The sequence below is a fragment of the Haloleucobacter ellipsoideus genome (assembly GCF_052491725.1).
Window position 1 is genome coordinate 97,184 of sequence record NZ_JBQWAR010000014.1, and the last position, 17,128, is coordinate 114,311.

Annotated in this window: 14 protein-coding genes; 5 read left to right on the forward strand and 9 right to left on the reverse strand. The window is 64.2% G+C overall.

The window, feature by feature from the left end:
- Positions 1–3 precede the first annotated feature (3 nt).
- The 4 genes from ACT6QG_RS03145 to ACT6QG_RS03160 form a co-directional block, all read right to left on the reverse strand.
- Entirely contained in the window at positions 4–1,536 is a 1,533-nt protein-coding gene (locus ACT6QG_RS03145; protein WP_444976142.1) for a monovalent cation/H+ antiporter subunit D, read from the reverse strand.
- Positions 1,533–1,928 carry a Na+/H+ antiporter subunit C gene (locus tag ACT6QG_RS03150; RefSeq protein ID WP_444976143.1) on the reverse strand — a complete coding sequence of 132 codons (396 nt, stop codon included), beginning with the start codon at positions 1,926–1,928 and terminating at the stop codon, positions 1,533–1,535. The genes ACT6QG_RS03145 and ACT6QG_RS03150 overlap by 4 nt, the downstream gene beginning before the upstream one ends.
- Before the next feature lie 4 nt (positions 1,929–1,932).
- Entirely contained in the window at positions 1,933–4,815 is a 2,883-nt protein-coding gene (locus tag ACT6QG_RS03155) for a monovalent cation/H+ antiporter subunit A (RefSeq protein ID WP_444976144.1), read from the reverse strand.
- 647 nt (positions 4,816–5,462) lie between these two features.
- A complete protein-coding gene (locus ACT6QG_RS03160; RefSeq protein WP_444976145.1) occupies positions 5,463–5,978 on the reverse strand; it encodes a MarR family winged helix-turn-helix transcriptional regulator in 516 nt (171 codons plus the stop codon).
- Between the two features lie 304 nt (positions 5,979–6,282).
- Here ACT6QG_RS03160 and ectA point away from each other — a divergent pair, with 304 nt between their 5' ends.
- The 4 genes from ectA (at position 6,283) to thpD (ending at position 9,677) form a co-directional block, all read left to right on the forward strand.
- Positions 6,283–6,843 (forward strand): diaminobutyrate acetyltransferase, encoded by a 561-nt coding sequence (gene ectA / locus ACT6QG_RS03165; protein WP_444976146.1) that lies wholly within the window; start codon positions 6,283–6,285, stop codon positions 6,841–6,843.
- A gap of 91 nt (positions 6,844–6,934) precedes the next feature.
- Entirely contained in the window at positions 6,935–8,263 is a 1,329-nt protein-coding gene (gene ectB / locus ACT6QG_RS03170) for a diaminobutyrate--2-oxoglutarate transaminase (RefSeq protein ID WP_444976147.1), read from the forward strand.
- Between the two features lie 42 nt (positions 8,264–8,305).
- Positions 8,306–8,707 (forward strand): ectoine synthase, encoded by a 402-nt coding sequence (locus ACT6QG_RS03175; protein ID WP_444976148.1) that lies wholly within the window; start codon positions 8,306–8,308, stop codon positions 8,705–8,707.
- Positions 8,708–8,744: 37 nt separating this feature from the next.
- Positions 8,745–9,677, forward strand: a complete 933-nt coding sequence (thpD, locus tag ACT6QG_RS03180; RefSeq protein WP_444976149.1) for an ectoine hydroxylase — start codon at positions 8,745–8,747, stop codon at positions 9,675–9,677.
- Positions 9,678–9,742: 65 nt separating this feature from the next.
- Here thpD and ACT6QG_RS03185 read toward each other — a convergent pair whose 3' ends face one another.
- From ACT6QG_RS03185 to ACT6QG_RS03205, 5 genes are all read right to left on the reverse strand, one after another.
- Entirely contained in the window at positions 9,743–10,099 is a 357-nt protein-coding gene (locus tag ACT6QG_RS03185) for a hypothetical protein (protein WP_444976150.1), read from the reverse strand.
- A 410-nt stretch (positions 10,100–10,509) separates the two neighbouring features.
- Entirely contained in the window at positions 10,510–13,194 is a 2,685-nt protein-coding gene (locus tag ACT6QG_RS03190; RefSeq protein ID WP_444976151.1) for a bifunctional acetate--CoA ligase family protein/GNAT family N-acetyltransferase, read from the reverse strand.
- A 213-nt stretch (positions 13,195–13,407) separates the two neighbouring features.
- On the reverse strand, positions 13,408–13,800 hold the full coding sequence (locus ACT6QG_RS03195; RefSeq protein WP_444976152.1) for a response regulator transcription factor: 393 nt from the start codon (positions 13,798–13,800) through the stop codon (positions 13,408–13,410).
- A 173-nt stretch (positions 13,801–13,973) separates the two neighbouring features.
- Complete coding sequence (gene fixJ, locus ACT6QG_RS03200) at positions 13,974–14,606, reverse strand: response regulator FixJ (protein WP_444976153.1); 633 nt, start codon at positions 14,604–14,606, stop codon at positions 13,974–13,976.
- The gene (locus tag ACT6QG_RS03205) at positions 14,599–16,149 is read right to left on the reverse strand and encodes a PAS domain S-box protein (protein ID WP_444976154.1); all 1,551 of its coding nucleotides are present in this window, start codon (positions 16,147–16,149) and stop codon (positions 14,599–14,601) included. Before ACT6QG_RS03205 ends, fixJ begins: the two co-directional genes overlap by 8 nt.
- A 132-nt stretch (positions 16,150–16,281) precedes the next feature.
- Between ACT6QG_RS03205 and ACT6QG_RS03210 the strand changes: the two genes are divergently transcribed.
- Positions 16,282–16,995: a helix-turn-helix domain-containing protein gene (locus tag ACT6QG_RS03210; protein ID WP_444976155.1), complete on the forward strand. Its 714-nt coding sequence runs from the start codon at positions 16,282–16,284 to the stop codon at positions 16,993–16,995.
- The last annotated feature ends 133 nt before the right edge of the window (positions 16,996–17,128 follow it).

The following is a 17,128-nucleotide window of genomic DNA, read 5'->3' on the forward strand; positions in this document are numbered from 1 at the left end:
GGCTCAGTCCTCCTTCGCCGGCCGGATCGGCTTCTGGCCCAGAACGGTTTCCACATAGCCCGAACGGTCCAGCGCCTGATGCGCGGTGCTTTCCAGCCAGGCCGTGGCAGGGCCTGCCGCCAGTGTCCAGGCCACCATCATCGAGACAAGCAGGCTGACCGCCAGAACCGGCTGGAACAGCTTGGGGCGCGGTTCCGGCCATTTGTCGGGCGGCGGGGCGCTGGACCAGAACAGCGTGGTGCCGGCGCGTGTCAGCCCATAGGTCAGCACGAGGCTGGTGCACAGGATGACGGTCCACAACAAAGCCCAGCTCGGCACGCCGCGGGTCGCATCCAGAATCATCACCTTGCCGATGAAGCCGGAGAGCGGGGGCAGGCCAACCATGGCCAGCGCGGCGATGAAGAACAGCGAGGCGACAAGCTTTTCCGCCCGCATCGCCATGTCCGGTTCAAGCCGGTCCAGCGTATGGGGCCGGCCTTCCACCACCATGCCGGCGATGAGGAACAGGGCGGCGCCCGCCAGCGTGCTGTGCACCATGTAGTAGAGTGCGGCGGCCACGCCCACATTGTCGAACAGGCCAAGCGCGATCAGCAGCGTGCCCATGGACGCCACCACCGCAAAGGCGGCCACGGCCTTCAGCGTGCGGCTGCCGATGACGCCGAGCGTGCCGAACAGCACCGTGACGACAGCGGCAGGCAGCACATAGGGAGAGGCCACCAGCGCCAGCGCCCCGGCATCCGCGCCGAAGATCATGCCATAGACGCGCAATATGGCGTAGGCGCCCACCTTGGTCAGCATCATGAAGATGGCGGCGGCCGGGGCCGAGGTGGAGGCATAGGTTGCCGGCAGCCACCAGTGCAGCGGCACCAGCGCCGCCTTGGTGGCGAACACCGCGAACAGCAGCAGCGCGCCGGCCTTCAGGAAGCCCGGATCAGTGGAGCCGATCTGCTGCACCCGCACCGCCAGATCCGCCATGTTCAGCGTGCCGGTGGAGCCGTAGATCAGGCCCACCGCAATCAGGAACATGGTGGAGGCGACAAGGTTGATCGCCACATAGTGGAAGCCGGCCTTCAGCCGTCCCGCCCCGCCGCCATGCACCATCAGCCCGTAGGAGGCGATGAGCATCACCTCGAAGAAGACGAACAGGTTGAAGATGTCGCCGGTGAGGAAGGAGCCATTGATGCCGAGCAGCTGGAACTGGAACAGCGGATGGAACAGGCGCCCGCGCCGGTCTGATCCCGCGGAGGCATAGATCACCACCGCAAGGGCCAGCGCCCCTGTCAGCACCAGCATGGTGGCGGAGAGCTGGTCCAGCACCAGAACGATGCCATAGGGCACCGGCCAGTCTCCCAGCCGGTAGACCTGCGGCCCCTCGGTGGCGGTGAGCACCAGCAGGCCGATATCGAAGGCCAGCAGCACCACGGTGGCGACGATGGAGACCGTGCGCTGGCTGCGTACATGGCCGCGCAGCGCCAGAATGAGAAAGGCAGCGGTGAGCGCCGGCAGGATGATGGGCGCGATGATCAGATGGTTCATGCCCGCTCTCCGTCACGCGGGTTCGGGGGCGTGTCTGCCGGGCTGGTGGACTGGCCGGTATCGTCTTCCATGGCGGACAGGCGGGTGTGGTCCGATCCGGTTTCCAGATAGCCGCGCAGGGCCATGACCACGATCAGGGCCGACATGCCGAACGAGATGACGATGGCGGTGAGCACCAGCGCCTGCGGCACCGGGTCCGCATAGCCATTGGCATCCGGGCTGTAGACGGCGGGGCTGTTGATGGCCAGCCGGCCCATGGAGAACAGGAACAGGTTCACCGCATAGGACAGGAAGGTGATGCCCAGGATGATCGGGAAACTGCGCCCGCGCAGCATCAGATAGATGCCGACAGCGGTGAGGATGCCAATGGCGCTTGCAACGAGAAGTTCCATCGGCTCACTCCTTCCCGGCCGGGGTTGCGGCCAGGGCCGCTTCCGCTGGCGATGCTGGTTTTTCCAGGGGAATATCCATGGGCTGCCCGCTCTCCAGCGCCGGATCGACCCGCTGCTCCACACGCGCCAGACGGGCGAGGGTGAGCACCATCACGCCGACAACCGTGAGGAAGACCCCCAGATCGAACACCATGGCCGAGGCCAGCTCGAACTCGCCGACAATGGGCAGTTCCACATAGGTGTAGTTGCTGGTGAGGAAGGGTTCATCGAACAGCATGGGGATGAGCCCGGCGATGCCGGCAATGCCGACACCCGCGCCAATGGCCGTCTGCGGGTTCAGATGCAGGCGGTTCGCGCCCCAGGCATAGCCCGAGGCGATATATTGCATGATGAGGGCGATGGCGACCACGAGCCCGGCGACGAAGCCGCCTCCCGGCTCGTTATGCCCGCGCAGGAAGATATAGACGCCCACCACCATGGACAGCGGCAGCAGCACGCGCGTCACCACCACCAGGATCAGGGGATGGGCGTCGCTCGCCTCCTCCTTGGGCAGCAGGGCGCGCAGGCGGCGCACGGCCGCTTCCTTCAGCTTGATGTCCAGCAGGGCGAAGATCGAAATCGCGGCGATGCCGAGCACGATGATCTCGGAGAAGGTATCGAAGCCGCGGAAATCCACGAGGATGACGTTCACCACATTGGTGCCGCCACCGCCGGGCTTGGCCGTGGCGATGTAATACTGGGCGATGTCGGTCACGCCGTTGCGGGTCATGATGCCATAGGAGAGGGCGGCCACGCCGAAGCCGCAGGCCACCGCCACGATGCCATCGCGCCAGCGGGCGAAGGTGCTGTCCTCATGCGGGGTATGCTTGGGCAGCAGGTTGAGCGCCAGCAGCATGAGAATGGTGGTCACCACGTCCACGCTGATCTGGGTGAGGGCGAGGTCCGGTGCGGAGAACTGGATGAAGGCCAGCGCCACCACAACGCCGATGACGCTGGTGAGGATCAGCGCCAGCAGCCGCTCATTGTGTCGGATCACCACCATGATGCTGACGACAGCAAGCAGGAACCAGGCTGTCAGGGCCGGGGCATTGACCGGCAGCATCGCCCGCTCATGCTCATAGGCCGGCGTGCTCCAGATGGCATAGATGCCGAACAGCAGGATGGCCACGAAGGTGATGCGCAGATAGCGGGTGAGCGAGCCGGCATGCAGCACGCCGATGATGCGGCGGGATGTCTTGACGCTGATATCCAGCGTGGTCTCGAAGATGTCGCGGCCATCCAGCCGGGGCACGCCCCGCAGGCGCGCCTTCAGCCGCCTGAGATAGGGATACAGCGCCGCACCGCCGGCAAAGGCGACAAGGCTCATGAAGAGGGCGGGGGTCAGGCCATGCCAGAGCGCCAGATGATAGTCCGGCAGCGGGCCATTGATGACCGCGCCGGAAATATGGGCGAGCGTGCGGCCCACCACATCCTGCGGCATGATGCCGATGGCCACCACCGGGATCACCAGCAGCGCCATGGGCAGCCACATGCCGACAGGCGGGTCATGCGGCCGGGAGCGCGGATAATCCTTCTTCTTCGGGCCGAGGAAGGTGAGGATGGCAAAGCGCGCCGCATAGGTCACGGAGAACAGGGCCGCCAGCGTCACGCAGACCGGGAACAGCCAGGGCAGGCCGGGATAGACCGTGTGCGCGGCCTCTTCCAGCATCATTTCCTTGGAGAGGAAGCCGTTGAAGAAGGGCACACCCGCCATTGCGGCCGCGGCAATCAGGGAAAAGGTGCCGGTGATCGGCATCAGCCTGAGCAGACCGCCAAGGCGGCTCATGTTCCGGGTGCCGGCCTCATGGTCGACAATGCCCGCGCTCATGAACAGGGCGGCCTTGAAGGTGGCGTGGTTGAGAATGTGGAACACCGCGACCACCGCCGCCATGGGCGTGCCGAAGCCCAGCAGCATGGTGACAAGGCCGAGATGGCTGATGGTGGAATAGGCCAGCAGGGCCTTCAGGTCATCCTTGAACAGCGCGATCCATGCGCCCATCGCCATGGTGACGAGGCCCACGGGGGCGACGATGAGGAACCAGACCTCGGTGCCGGCAAGCGCCGGCCACAGCCGCGCCAGAAGAAAGATGCCGGCCTTCACCATGGTGGCGGAGTGCAGATAGGCAGAAACCGGGGTGGGCGCCGCCATGGCGTGCGGCAGCCAGAAATGGAAGGGAAACTGGGCCGATTTGGTGAAGGCGCCAAGCAGCACCAGCAGCAGCATCGGCACATAATAGGGAGAGGCCTTGATGATCTCGGCGCGATCCATGATCTGCGAGATTTCATAGGTTCCGGCAATCTGCCCCAGCATCAGCAGCCCGCCGATGAGCGCAAGCCCGCCGCCGCCGGTGACCACCAGCGCCATGCGCGCGCCGCGCCGGGCATCCTTCTTCTTGCGCCAGAAACCGATGAGCAGGAAGGAGGTGAGGCTGGTCATCTCCCAGAAGACCAGCAGCAGGATGAGATTGTCTGAAAGCACCACACCCAGCATCGCCCCCTGGAACAGGAGCAGATAGGTGTAGAAGCGGCCCATCGGATCTTCGCGGCTGAGATAATAGCGCGCATAGATGATGACCAGAATGCCGATGATGAGGATCATCGCCGCGAAAAACAGGCTCAGCGCATCAAGGCGGAAGGAGAAGTTCAGCCCGATCTGATGCACCCAGGGCACGGAGAACAGCTCCACCCCGCCGAGGAAAACCGTCTTGCCGCGCGAGAGCAGCAGACCCAGCGTCACCACGGAGACGAAGGCCGCCGAGATGGCGCAGCTTCCGCGACCGGAACGGATGAGCATCGGCGGCAGGATGGCGCCGATCATGGGGAGCAGGGGGATGAGCCACAGCATCATGGGCGATCATGCTCCACGCGGGATGAGGGGCAGGACCCGCGCCGGAACCCGGCAGGCAGGCGGGGGCTGGATGATGTTCTTGCAAGTCTTGGTGCATGTGCCGCACGGCATCTGCACAGGCGTTGAGCGCTCGCGTTCTTCCGCATCAAAAGGTTTCGTGCGCCGGTCCCGAGTTCTTCTTGCCCGAAAAGGGCCTGTCGCATGATTCTGCGCACCGGAACGCACCCGGCCACCCCCGGGCGGGCGCTGTTTCCAAGCACAGTACGGTTTGAATCAATATTTATTCTGTCGATCTGAATCATTTTGCGTTCAGGCGGCCCGGATGGTCGTCAGAATGGAGCACTCAACCAGCGCAATGATGCATGAGTGGGCGAGGAGATGATCAAGATATATCTAGAAATCTGACCAAAATGAAACCGTAATTACAATAACATGCCTGCCACCTCATAAATGTGTCGCGCTGGGGCGAATGGGTATCAGGCAAGGTTCGTGCCGCAATGTCGCGATCCGGCATCATGGTGTGCTGACCCATGAGCAGGCTCGTCTCCGGAGAGGTAATATATAGCCCCGTCCGGACACCGGTACCGGTCTGGCCGGTGTCGGTCGGGCATCATCGCGGCGGAGTCTCAGTGTCCCCGGCAGGGGTGTCAGGGGACGCGGGTCGGTGCCGGTGCGGGGGGATTTTCGCCCTGGGGGGCAAGCACCGGATCGGCGGTCAGTACCGGGGCGGCATCGTCATCCGCGCCCAGCATGGCGGCGACCCGCTCCAGCGCCGAAATGAGCATGAGCTGCTCCCATTCGGCAAGATTGGTGAAAGCGGCATGGAAGCGGGCATGCGCCCCGTCCGGAGCGATATCCAGAACCTTGCGGCCCTTCTCCGTCAGGCTGAGCCACACCTGGCGCCGGTCCGTCTCCCCCTTGCGGCGCGCCACCATGCCCACGGCTTCCAGCTTGTGAATGAGAGCGGTGGTGGTGGCCTGGGTGATGCCCATGCGCGTGGCGACAGCGCCTGCGGTATGCTCCGCCCCGTCATCCAGCATCTGCATGAAGATGAGCTGGGAGGGCGTGAGGCCCGTTTCACGCATCAGCGCCTTGGCGTTCATTTCGGTCTTGCGCAGGATCTTGCGCAGGGCGGAGAGCGCGGTCTTGGTGGGGGCTTGCACGTCTCGGCTCGGTTCGGGGGGTGTGTCTGGAAGCATGTCCTTCACCTGTCTTATCCCCCCTCCTTTCCAGACCTCAAATCCGATGTTGAGGCATGGCTGGAATATTGTTAGCCAACATTAATCAATTTATCTGAATAATCAAAAAGCACGGCATATTGGAAGGTGTGTCAAATTATTATATGACACTGAATCGGCAATGAAAATCGGATTTGTTCCGGATTTCGATGGGATTTCCTCAGATCGAATCGTTTGACATTTAGTTCGTATGATCTAAATAAATATGACGCAGCAGCGGAGGCATTCGATGAGACTTGCAACAGCAGGCCCGAATGACCGCAGTGCTGGGACGCCCCCACCGGTCACGATTCGCAGGCCGGAGCGGGAAGATGGCGCTGCGGTCTGGCAACTTGTCGCGGACAGCGCGACCCTCGACACCAACTCGATCTATTGCAACCTTCTGCAATGCACGCACTTTTCAGCCACATGTGCGCTGGCTGAGCACGAAGGCGAAATTGTCGGCTGGGTGTCCGGCTATATTCCGCCCGAGGAGCCGGATACCTATTTCGTCTGGCAGGTCTGCACCGCCGAAAGGGTGCGCGGACAGGGGCTCGCACGGCGGCTCATCATCTCTGTTCTCACCCGGTCCGCATGTGATGGCGTGACCCGGCTGAAATCCACCATCACCGAAAAGAACGCGCCCTCCTGGGCCCTGTTCAATGCGCTGGCCGCCAGCCTCGACAGCACGCTGGCGCGCGCCCCGCATTTCGAGAGAGATTCCCATTTCGCCGGTCGGCACGAGACCGAGCACATGGTGTCCATCGGTCCATTCCGGCGGACCATTCTGCCCGTGCGGCGCGTGGCCTGAGCCCGTCGCACCTTATCCCCACACATCTGGCGTGCAGGTTCCGGCTTGTCCGGCCTTGCCCGGTCTGCCGCCCCACAGGAGGCACAGCCCCATGACGACCCCCACCATGCCCCTTCCCAAAACCGTGACGCCCCTGGCCACCCGCATCAGCGAGAAAACCTTCGAGCGCCATGAAAGCCGGGTGCGGTCCTATTCCCGCAGCTTTCCTGTGGTGTTCGACAAGGCCCGCGGGGCCACCCTTCATGGGCGGGACGGTCGTGCCTATATCGATTTTCTCTCCGGCTGCTCCTCGCTCAATTACGGGCACAATGACCCGGACATGAAGCGCGCCATGGTGGACTATGTGGCCGGTGACGGCATCACCCATGGCCTCGACATGTATACCGCTGCCAAGGCCCGTTTCATTCAGGCCTATGAGGACATCATCCTCAGCCCGCGTGACATGGACTATCGCCTGATGTTCACCGGCCCCACCGGCACCAATGCGGTGGAAGCGGCGCTGAAGCTGGCGCGCAAGGTGACGGGCCGCACCAATGTCATCGCCTTCACCAATGGCTTCCATGGCATGTCCCTCGGGGCGCTGGCCACCACTGGCAATTCCGGCAAGCGCGGTGGTGCGGGCGTTGCGCTCAATGATGTGCACCGCGCCGCCTATGATGGCTATTTCGGGCCGGACGTGGATACGGCCGATCTGCTGGACCGGATGCTGGATGATCCCTCCGGCGGTATCGATGCTCCCGCTGCCATTCTGGTGGAAACGGTTCAGGGCGAGGGCGGACTGAATGTCGCCTCGCCTGAATGGTTGCGGAAGATCGAGGCCATCGCCCGCAAGCAGGGCGCGCTGTTCATCATTGATGACATTCAGGCCGGCTGCGGCCGCACGGGCAGCTTCTTCTCCTTCGAGGACCATGGTCTCAGCCCGGACATGATCACACAGGCGAAATCCCTCTCCGGCATCGGTCTGCCCTTCGCCCTGCTGCTGCTGCGGCCGGAGCACGACATCTGGAGCCCGGGCGAACATAACGGCACCTTCCGCGGCAACAATCTGGCCTTTGTGACGGCGCGCGTGGCGCTGGAGAAGTTCTGGCGTGATGACGCCTTCGCCCGGGCGGTGCAGCAGAAGGCGGAGCATCTTGCAGAGCGCCTCTCGGCCATTGCCGGGCGCTATGACCTGACCGTGCGGGGGCGGGGCATGATGGTGGGCATCAATACGGAAGATGGCGCGCTGGCCGCTGAAATCTGCCGCCAGTGCTTCGAGGCCGGTCTCATCATCGAGACCTCGGGCGGGCAGGATGAGGTGGTGAAGGTGCTGTGCCCGCTCACCATCGAGAAGGCGGAGCTTGATGCCGGGCTGGACATCATGAGCGCGGCCTTCGAGGCGGTCTTCACCCGTCATCTCTCCCGCGCCGCGGCCGAATGAACAGCGCATGGCGCTGAAACCGACAGGACAGGACCAGACATCATGATCGTTCGGAATCTGGATGAGGCCCGCAAGGGCGAGCGGCTGGTGGTGGCGGATGGGTGGGATTCCACCCGCCTGCTGCTGGCGGGCGACAATATGGGGTTCTCGTTCCATATTACCCGCATTGCCGCCGGCACCTCGCACGAGTTCCACTATCGGCACCATTTCGAGAGCGTGTATTGCATCTCGGGTGAGGGCGAGATCACCGATCTGGCCACAGGGCAGGTCCACCAGATCCGCCCCGGCGTGATGTATGCGCTGGACCAGCATGATCATCACCGCCTCAGCGCCCGGGGCGAACTGGTGCTGGCCTGCTGCTTCAATCCGCCCGTGACCGGCGCGGAAGTGCACCGGGCCGATGGCTCCTATGCGCCCGCCCCGGCGCATGCCCAGGGCGCATAGGGCCCCTTCACACAGCATCAGCACAGGGAGAACCGCCATGATGCTCTCTGCAACGATCCCGCAGGATGGACATGCAGGCCGAACCGATCTCTATCCCACCCGCATTGCGCACGAGACATGGATGGAGCGCCGCGATCCGGTGGTGTGGGGCAAATGGAGCCCGCAGGCGCCCCTGACCCGTGCCCAGACAGACAGTTTCGAGAAGAATGGCTTCCTCATTCTGGAAAATCTGTTCTCTGCCGATGAGGTGGCCGCCTTCCAGCAGGAAGCGCGGCGTCTGTGCAGGGGCGATGTCACGCTTCAGGCCGACAATGTGGTGCGTGAGCCGGACAGCGAGGCCGTGCGCACCGTGTTCCGGCTGGATGAGGAAAGCGCGGTGTTCCATCGCCTCTCGCGCGATGTGCGCATCGCCGGCCGGGCCCGTTTTCTGCTGGATGATGATCTTTATCTTCACCAGAGCCGGCTGAATGACAAGCCGGGCTTCACCGGCAAGGAGTTCTACTGGCACTCGGATTTTGAAACCTGGCACGCGGAGGATGGCATGCCCCGCATGCGCGCCATTTCCGCGTCGATCCTGCTGACTGACAATGATGCCCTGAACGGGCCGCTCATGCTGATGCCCGGTTCACATCGCATCTTCATTGCCTGTGCGGGGGAAACGCCGGAGAACAATCACCTGACCTCGCTGCGCCGGCAGGAGGTGGGAGTGCCCGGCCATGATACGCTGATGCGGCTGGTGCAGCGTTTCGGCCTGACCTATGCCGCGGGCAAGGCGGGCACTGTGGTGCTGTTCGACTGCAACACCATGCATGGCTCCAATGGCAATATCACGCCATTCCCGCGATCGAACGCCTTCTTTGTCTACAATGCCTGGTCGAACCGCGTAGGTGCGCCCTATGCCGCGCCGCGTCCGCGCCCGGCCTTCCTCGCCAATCGCGATCCGAAGGCCCCGCTGGAGATTGTATCCTGAGCGGACACGAATGGGCAAAGCGGAAGCCGGCACGGATGCCGGCTTCCTTCTTTCTGGCCCGGTGATCAGGGCTTCACCACCTCCAGCGGCCCATGGTCATCACAGTGGTCACCATGGGGATGGTGGAGGCGGCCATTGACCAGATAGTCCACATGGTCGCCATGCGGCACGGCCTCATGTCCGCAGCCGGGGCCATGGACGTGGCCGTGCGCATGCCCTTCATCCTGCACAGGGGCGCAGTGGTCCGGATTGGTCGCGCTGACCTCGATCACATGCTCATCCACATGGTCGCCGTGCGGGTGATGCAGGTGTCCGTCATGCAGATAGTCGACATGATCGCCATGGCGCACAGCCGTGTGCCCGCAATCAGGCCCGTGCTTGTGGTCGTGGTTTTCATGATGGGGGAGTTTGCAGTCCGACATGTCATGCTTCTCCATTGAAATCTGCGGGCGCGGGATGCGCCGCAGATGTGCGCGGCGCTCCGGGAGTGGAGCGGGCACGGACGGGGCGATGGCCGGTCGCCTGTTCATCTGCCGCCCCTTCGCTTGCCGCATGATGAACCGCCGCAGCCATCATCTGTTCCGCTCAGCGGGAGCAGGGCGGACCCGGCTCCCCATGAAGGGGGGAGGTATACGATACAATATATCTTTATTGGCGGGGTGAACAAGGCCCATCGGCGATGCGGCCATGGCCGCGCATGACATGTGAGAAAGGCGGGGGAGCGGGCCGGGGAGAAGGCCGCCGGTGCGGGCGCGCCACCGGGCGGCGCAAACGAAAACACCGGGCGTGATGCCCGGTGTATACATGTCGGCTCTTTGCCGGTTGGCGGGGGTCAGCCCTTCTGGCGGGTGGCGAGGTCGATGACGACCTTCATCACGGTCGGGCCATCCTCGCCGGGGAAGATCCTGAAACCGAGATCCTCGGCCATATGGAGCATGGGGCCGTTCTCGCGCATCACATCCCCGAACACCCGCTTGAGGCCGCGCTGCTGGGCATGGTCGAGAATCTCGTTCATCAGCCGGTAGCCCAGACCGCGCCCCTTCATGTCCGAGCGGACCATGATGGCATATTCGGCCTCCTCATTGTCCGGATCGGCAATGATGCGCACCACGCCGGTGATCTCCCCGCTATTGCTCTCGGCGACCAGCGCCATCTCGCGGTCATAGTCGATCTGCGAGAGGCGGGCGGCCATGAGGTGCGGGAAGTCCTTCACCGAGCCGAGGAAGCGCAGGCGCACATCCTGCGCATCGGAGCGGTGCACCATGTCCACCAGTCCGGGCTCATCCTCGGGGCGGATGGGACGCAGCGTGACGGCCGAGCCATCGGTCAGGATCAGCTCCTTCACGAATTCCGGCGGATAGGGGCGGATGGCGAAGCGTTTGGAGCCGGTTTCCTGCGTATCGTGCACCACGATGCGGGCGTCCAGCGCCAGCACACCGTTCTCGTCGGCAATGAGAGGGTTGATGTCGAGCTCGGCGATCTGGGGCAGGTCCGCCAGCAGTTCGCCCAGCTTGATGAGCGTGTCCGAAATCGCGCCGATATCTGCCGGGGGGTGGTCGCGATAGCCGGCGAGCAGGCGGGAGATGCGGGTGCGCGAGATCATCTCGCGCGCCAGTACGCCATTGAGCGGCGGCAGGGCGACGGCGCGATCTCCGATCACCTCGACCGCCGTGCCGCCCTGGCCGAACAGCACCACCGGGCCGAAGGTGGCGTCATTGGCGATGCCGGCAATCAGCTCCTGCCCATGGGCACGGCGGATCATGGCCTGGACGGTGAAGCCGTCAATGCGGGCCCGGGGCATCTTCTCACCCACGGAGCGGATGATGTCGCGGCAGGCATATTCCACGGCCTCGGGGGTATGCAGGTCCAGCCGGACCCCGCCGACATCGGACTTGTGGGTGATGTCGTGCGAGAGCACCTTCACCACCACCGGCACATTCATCCGCGCGGCAATCTGCCCGGCCTCTTCCGGGGTGGCGGCGATGCGGGTCTCGACGACCGGAATGTCATAGGCCGCCAGCACCGCCTTGGCCTCGAACTCGCCCAGCGAGGTGCGGCCGGAGGCGAGTGCCTGTTCCACGATGGTGCGGGCCTTGTCCCGGTCCGGCTCATCGAAGGTGCGGGCGGGCGGGGTTTCCATCAGCAGGGTCTGGTTGCGCTGGTAGGAGACCAGATGGCCAAAGGCGCGCACCGCCTCGCTCGGCGTTTCATAGGTGGGAATGCGGCGGGCGGCGAAGCGCTTGCGCACCGCATCCGCGCTCGCCTCGCCCAGCCAGCAGGTCAGCACCGGCGCGCGCGGGCGGCTTTCCAGCGCGCCGATCACCGCATCCGCCGCCGCGGAACTGTCGCTGACAGCGGAGGGGGAGTTCAGCACAAGAACCGCATCCGAGCCCTTGTCGGCCAGAAGAAGGGGAAGGCTCTCGCCATACAGCTTGGGCGTGGCGTCCGAACCCAGACGCACCGGATTGGCGCTGCCGCAGCCATTCGGTATGAGCGATTTCAGCTTTTCCGCCGTTTCGGCGGTCAGCGCGCCCAGATGGCCGGCAATCTCGTCAAGCGCATCCACCGCCAGAACGCCGGCACCACCACTATTGGTGACGATGGCCAGACGCTCGCCATTCAGGCGTATGCCACAGGACAGGGTGGTGACCGCCTCGAACAGCTCGCGCAGCTCCTGCACGCGCAGCATGCCGGCGCGCCGGAAGGCGGCGTCATAGACCAGATCCTCGCCCGCCAGCGCCCCGGTATGGGAGCGCGCGGCCTCCGCCCCCGCTTCCGAACGCCCGGACCGGACCACGATCACCGGCTTGGAACGCGCGGCGATCCGCCCGGCGGACATGAACTTGCGGGCATCGGTGATGTTCTCGATATAGAGCAGTATGGCGCGGGTGGTGTTCTCCAGCGCGAGATAATCCAGCAGATCGCCGAAATCGACGTCAAGCTTCTCGCCCAGCGAAAGAACGTGGGAGAAGCCGAAGCCCTGCCCGCGTGCCCAGTCCAGAACGGCGGTCGCCATGGTGCGGGACTGGCTGAGAAAGGCGACATCGCCCTTTGCCGGCATGTGCGGGGCGAAGCTGGCATTGATCTGGGCGCGGGTGGAGATGAAGCCGATGGAATCCGGCCCCAGAATCCGCAGCAGATAGGGGCGGGCCGCATCCAGCATGCGCTGGCGCAGGGCGGCATTGGTCTGCGTGTCGCCCCGCGCCGTGAGGCTGGTGGCGACGATGGCAGCCCGGCAGCCCTTGGCCCCCAGATCCGCCAGCGCCTGCGGGATCTCGTCCGGCGGGGTGGCGATGACAGCCAGATCCACCGGGATCGGCAGATCCTTCACCGCCGCATAATTGAGCGAGGAGCGGATGGCCCGTTCCTTCGGGTTCACGGTCAGGATCGGGCCCTGGAAGCCGGCCTCGAACAAGTTGCGGGCCAGCACGGCGCCAATGGTGCCAGGCTGGTTGCTGGCGCCCACAAGGGCAATGGCGCCGGGGTGGAACAGGGCGTCAAGATTGCGGGTGCTCATGTGGGCCTCGGGTCGTTCGTGTCGGAGCGGCAATGCCGACAGGGATCAACGTAACGGGAGGATGGCCGAAGAATGCGACGGATACCCGACCGGGAGAAAAGCGGCAGGCTGCGCACTCCACACCGCAATTGCCGACGGATGCAGTGTGGCATTGGCAGGAAGGGATGAAAAGGGGCCATGGCGGGATGGCCCGCGGGCTCCACCCGTGCGGCTTCAGCAGGTCATGCGCCGGGTGAAGCTTTCATGCACCGCCTCGCTGAGCTGGTCGCTGAGCAGGGGCTTCTCGATGATGGCGACACCTTGCGCATCGGCGCGGTTGCGCAGGGAGTGGGAGGGATTGGAGGTGATGAGGAAGGCCGGCAGGCGGATATCGCGCTGGTCCAGTTCCCGCAGCAGGTCCAGCCCGTTGATGTCCGGCAGGTTGTAGTCCACCACCATGCAGCCGTGTTCCGGCCGCTCGGAGGCGAGAAACTCGCCCGAGCTGGCATAGGTTTTCACGGAAAAGCCATCCAGCTCGAACGTGAACTTCAGGGAGCAGCAGACCGCCTGGTCATCATCCACCACATGGATGACCCAAGGCTGAGGTGCGCGGTGCTCCAGACCCATTGAAACCTCCCACGACACGGGCACGGGCCCACGAGGCGCGGCTGCATATGATGACCATATGGTGACTTGCACCAGATTAAGCGCAGAACGGGCCTCAGGGCCTTGAGACAGATCAAGGGGCTTGGGGGGCACTCATGGGGGAAGCACTCATGGGGGAAGAGTGTGGCGGCCCCTCATGCGCTCTGGGGTGTGATGCCCGCCAGAAGGGCCATGCGCACCAGTTCGGAAAGGCTCTGGGCCTTCATCTTGGTCATCACATTGGCGCGATAGACCTCAACCGTGCGCGGACTGATGCCGAGATCCCCGGCGATCATCTTGTTGGCCTGCCCGGCCACAAGGCATTCCAGCACCTGCCGCTCGCGCTGGGAGAGGGTGGCGATGCGCTCGGCCACCTCGTCGCGCAGCGTGTCCTGCTGATGGGACTTGCGACGGCGGTTGAGCGCGGCGCGCACCGTATCCAGAATGGCGACATCATCGAAGGGCTTTTCCAGAAAGTCCGTCGCCCCCAGCTTCATCGCCTCCACGGCCAGCGGCACATCGCCATGGCCGGTGACGACGATCACCGGAACGCAGGAGGTTTTCTCCTTCAGCAGCCGCAGCAGCTCAATGCCGCTCATGCCGGGCATGCGCACATCCGTGATGATGCAGGAGACGGGGGCATCCCCATCCGTGTTCTCCTCAAGGAAGGCATGGGCGGAGGCATGGGTGCGCACCGTGTATCCTGCCGTCATCAGGAGGAAGGACAGGGATTCGCGCACGGCCTCGTCATCGTCGATGACATCAATGATGGCTTCATTATCAGTCATGGGCCGGGAGCTCCTCCTCTATGCCGCGCAATGTAAACCGGAAGATGGTGCCGCCTTCCGGGTTGGGTTCTGCCCAGATATGGCCCCCATGGGCCTCGATGATGGTCCGTGAGATGGACAGCCCCACGCCCATGCCCTGCTTCTTGGTGGTGATGAAGGGGGTGAAAAGCTGGCGGGCGACAGTTTCCGAAATGCCCTGCCCGGTATCGCTGACCGAGACCATGACCATCTCGTCCTCCACCGGTTCGGTCTGTACCAGAAGGTGACGGTTCGGTGCGCCCATCATGGCCTCGATGGCATTGCGTATCAGGTTGAGCAGCACCTGTTGCACCTGCACCTTGTCGGCCAGAACCAGCTGACAGCGCGGATCATAGTAGAAGCGGACCTGAATGCCATGCTCCTTCGCGCCCACCAGCGCCAGGGCGCTGGCTTCCTCGATCAGCTTGGGCAGGTGCTCCACCCGCCGCTCGCTCTCCCCGCGCGAGACGAAATCGCGGATGCGGCGAATGATCTGCCCCGCCCGCAGCGCCTGGTCGCCGGCCTTTTCCAGTGCGCCCTGCAGCATCTCCATGCGCGGGGGCTGGGTCTCCAGCAGCCGGCGGGAGCCCTTCATGTAATTGGCGATGGCGGACAGGGGCTGGTTCAGCTCATGCGCCAGCGCGGAGGCCATCTCGCCCATGGCGGTGAGGCGGGAGATGTGCACCAGCTCGGCCTGCAGCTCCTGGAGGCGCGCCTCGGTCTTCTGCCGTTCCGTCAGGTCGCGGATGAAGCCGGTGAAATAGCGTTCCGAGCCGGAGTGCATCTCGCCGACCGAAAGCTCCATGGGAAAGGTGGAGCCATCCTTGCGCTCTCCCACCACCACGCGGCCAATGCCGATGATGCGCCGCTCACCCGTCTGGAGATAGCGTGAGATGTACTGGTCATGGTTCTCCCGGTGCGGGGAGGGCATGAGCATGGAAACGTTGGAGCCCAGGACATCGGCCTCCTGATAGCCGAACAGACGCTCCGCGGTGGTGGAGAAGGAGGTCATGATGCCGTGCTCATCAATCACGACCATTGCATCCGGCACGGTATTGAGGATGGAGCGCAGATGCGCCTCACGCGCGACAAGCTCGCGGGTGCGGGCGGCGGCGGCCTTGCGGCTGTCGCGCAGGCGCTCGCCGATGGTGGCGATGCTGGCTCCGGCAATCAGGAACAGGACGAGCGTATCGGCATGGTCCAGCGCGGAGCGGGGGGCCTGTTCGGAGCCCAGATCGGGAAAGAAGGCATACAGGGTCAGCCCGCCCGCCAGCCCGCACAGGGTTGCGGTAAGGCCGGAGAACAGCCCTCCGGCGCTGGCCGCAACGATTCCCAGCAGCAGCACGATGACGCCATTGGTCTCCGGCGGGGGGGCATCGATGACGACGCATGCCAGCAATGCGCACAACGCGGCCACGAGGCCATAAAAGCCATCCAGTGCCAGACGTGGCAGAACGCGCGGCAGACTTGCGCTGGCGCAATGTGCTTTCACTTCATTCTGTGCATCTGTTTTTCGAGCGATCATGTTCTCTCATTACGCGGCCCGGCGAGCTCCGTAAATATACTTAAGGACTATGACTTAAGTGTTCGGAACGAATTCCTAGCTGGTACCCTGACGCCCTATGAAAGGACAACACTTGTCCGGAAGGGTCGCCCGATGCCCAGCACAGCCGTCGCCATCAGCCCGAAAATGTTCGGACACCCCGTGCCCGCCGGCACATGGGTCGAGGAGAATGGCTCTGTCCATTCCGCAGACCTTCTGGTGGCCCTGGGCAGTGTCGCCACTTTCAGCCGGAATGCCGAGATCTTCAGCGAGGATGCGCTGGCCGATCATATCTATGTGCTGCTTTCCGGCACCGTGCGGGTCTGCAAGCTTCTGGGGGATGGACGCCGCCAGATCGCGAATTTCTGTCTGGCCGGGGATGTGTTCGGCTGGGAGATGGGCGCGCGCCACCGCTTTTCGGCGGAAGCTGTGGGCGAGTGCAAGGTGGTGCGGGTCAAGCGCTCCATCCTGTTTGCCCGCGCGGCGGATGATGCCGATCTGGCGCAGGCCCTGTGGGCCGTGACCGCCGGTGAGCTGGCCCGCGCGCAGAACCATCTGCTGGTGCTGGGGCGCAAGACCGCGCAGGAGCGCGTCGCCTCCTTCCTGCTCGATATGGCCGAGCGGATGTCCGGCAGTGTCGTTTCCGGGCGCGCGCAGGAAGTGCAGCTGCCCATGTCCCGTCAGGATATCGCCGATTATCTGGGCCTGACCATCGAGACCGTCTCGCGCACGCTGACCCATCTGGAGGATGTGGAGGCCATTGCCCTGCCCTCCTCGCGCCGTATCGTGCTGCGCAACTGCTCCGCCCTGCGGGGTCTCAACGTCTGAGAGCGGCCTTCAGCCGGAATATCTGGAATGTGAAGGCGGGCATGCGAAGGCATGTCCGCCCTTTTCATATCCGCCATCACATGAAATGCCGGCCGCAACCGAAGCCGGGCCGGGGATGCGCAGCCCGGCCCGC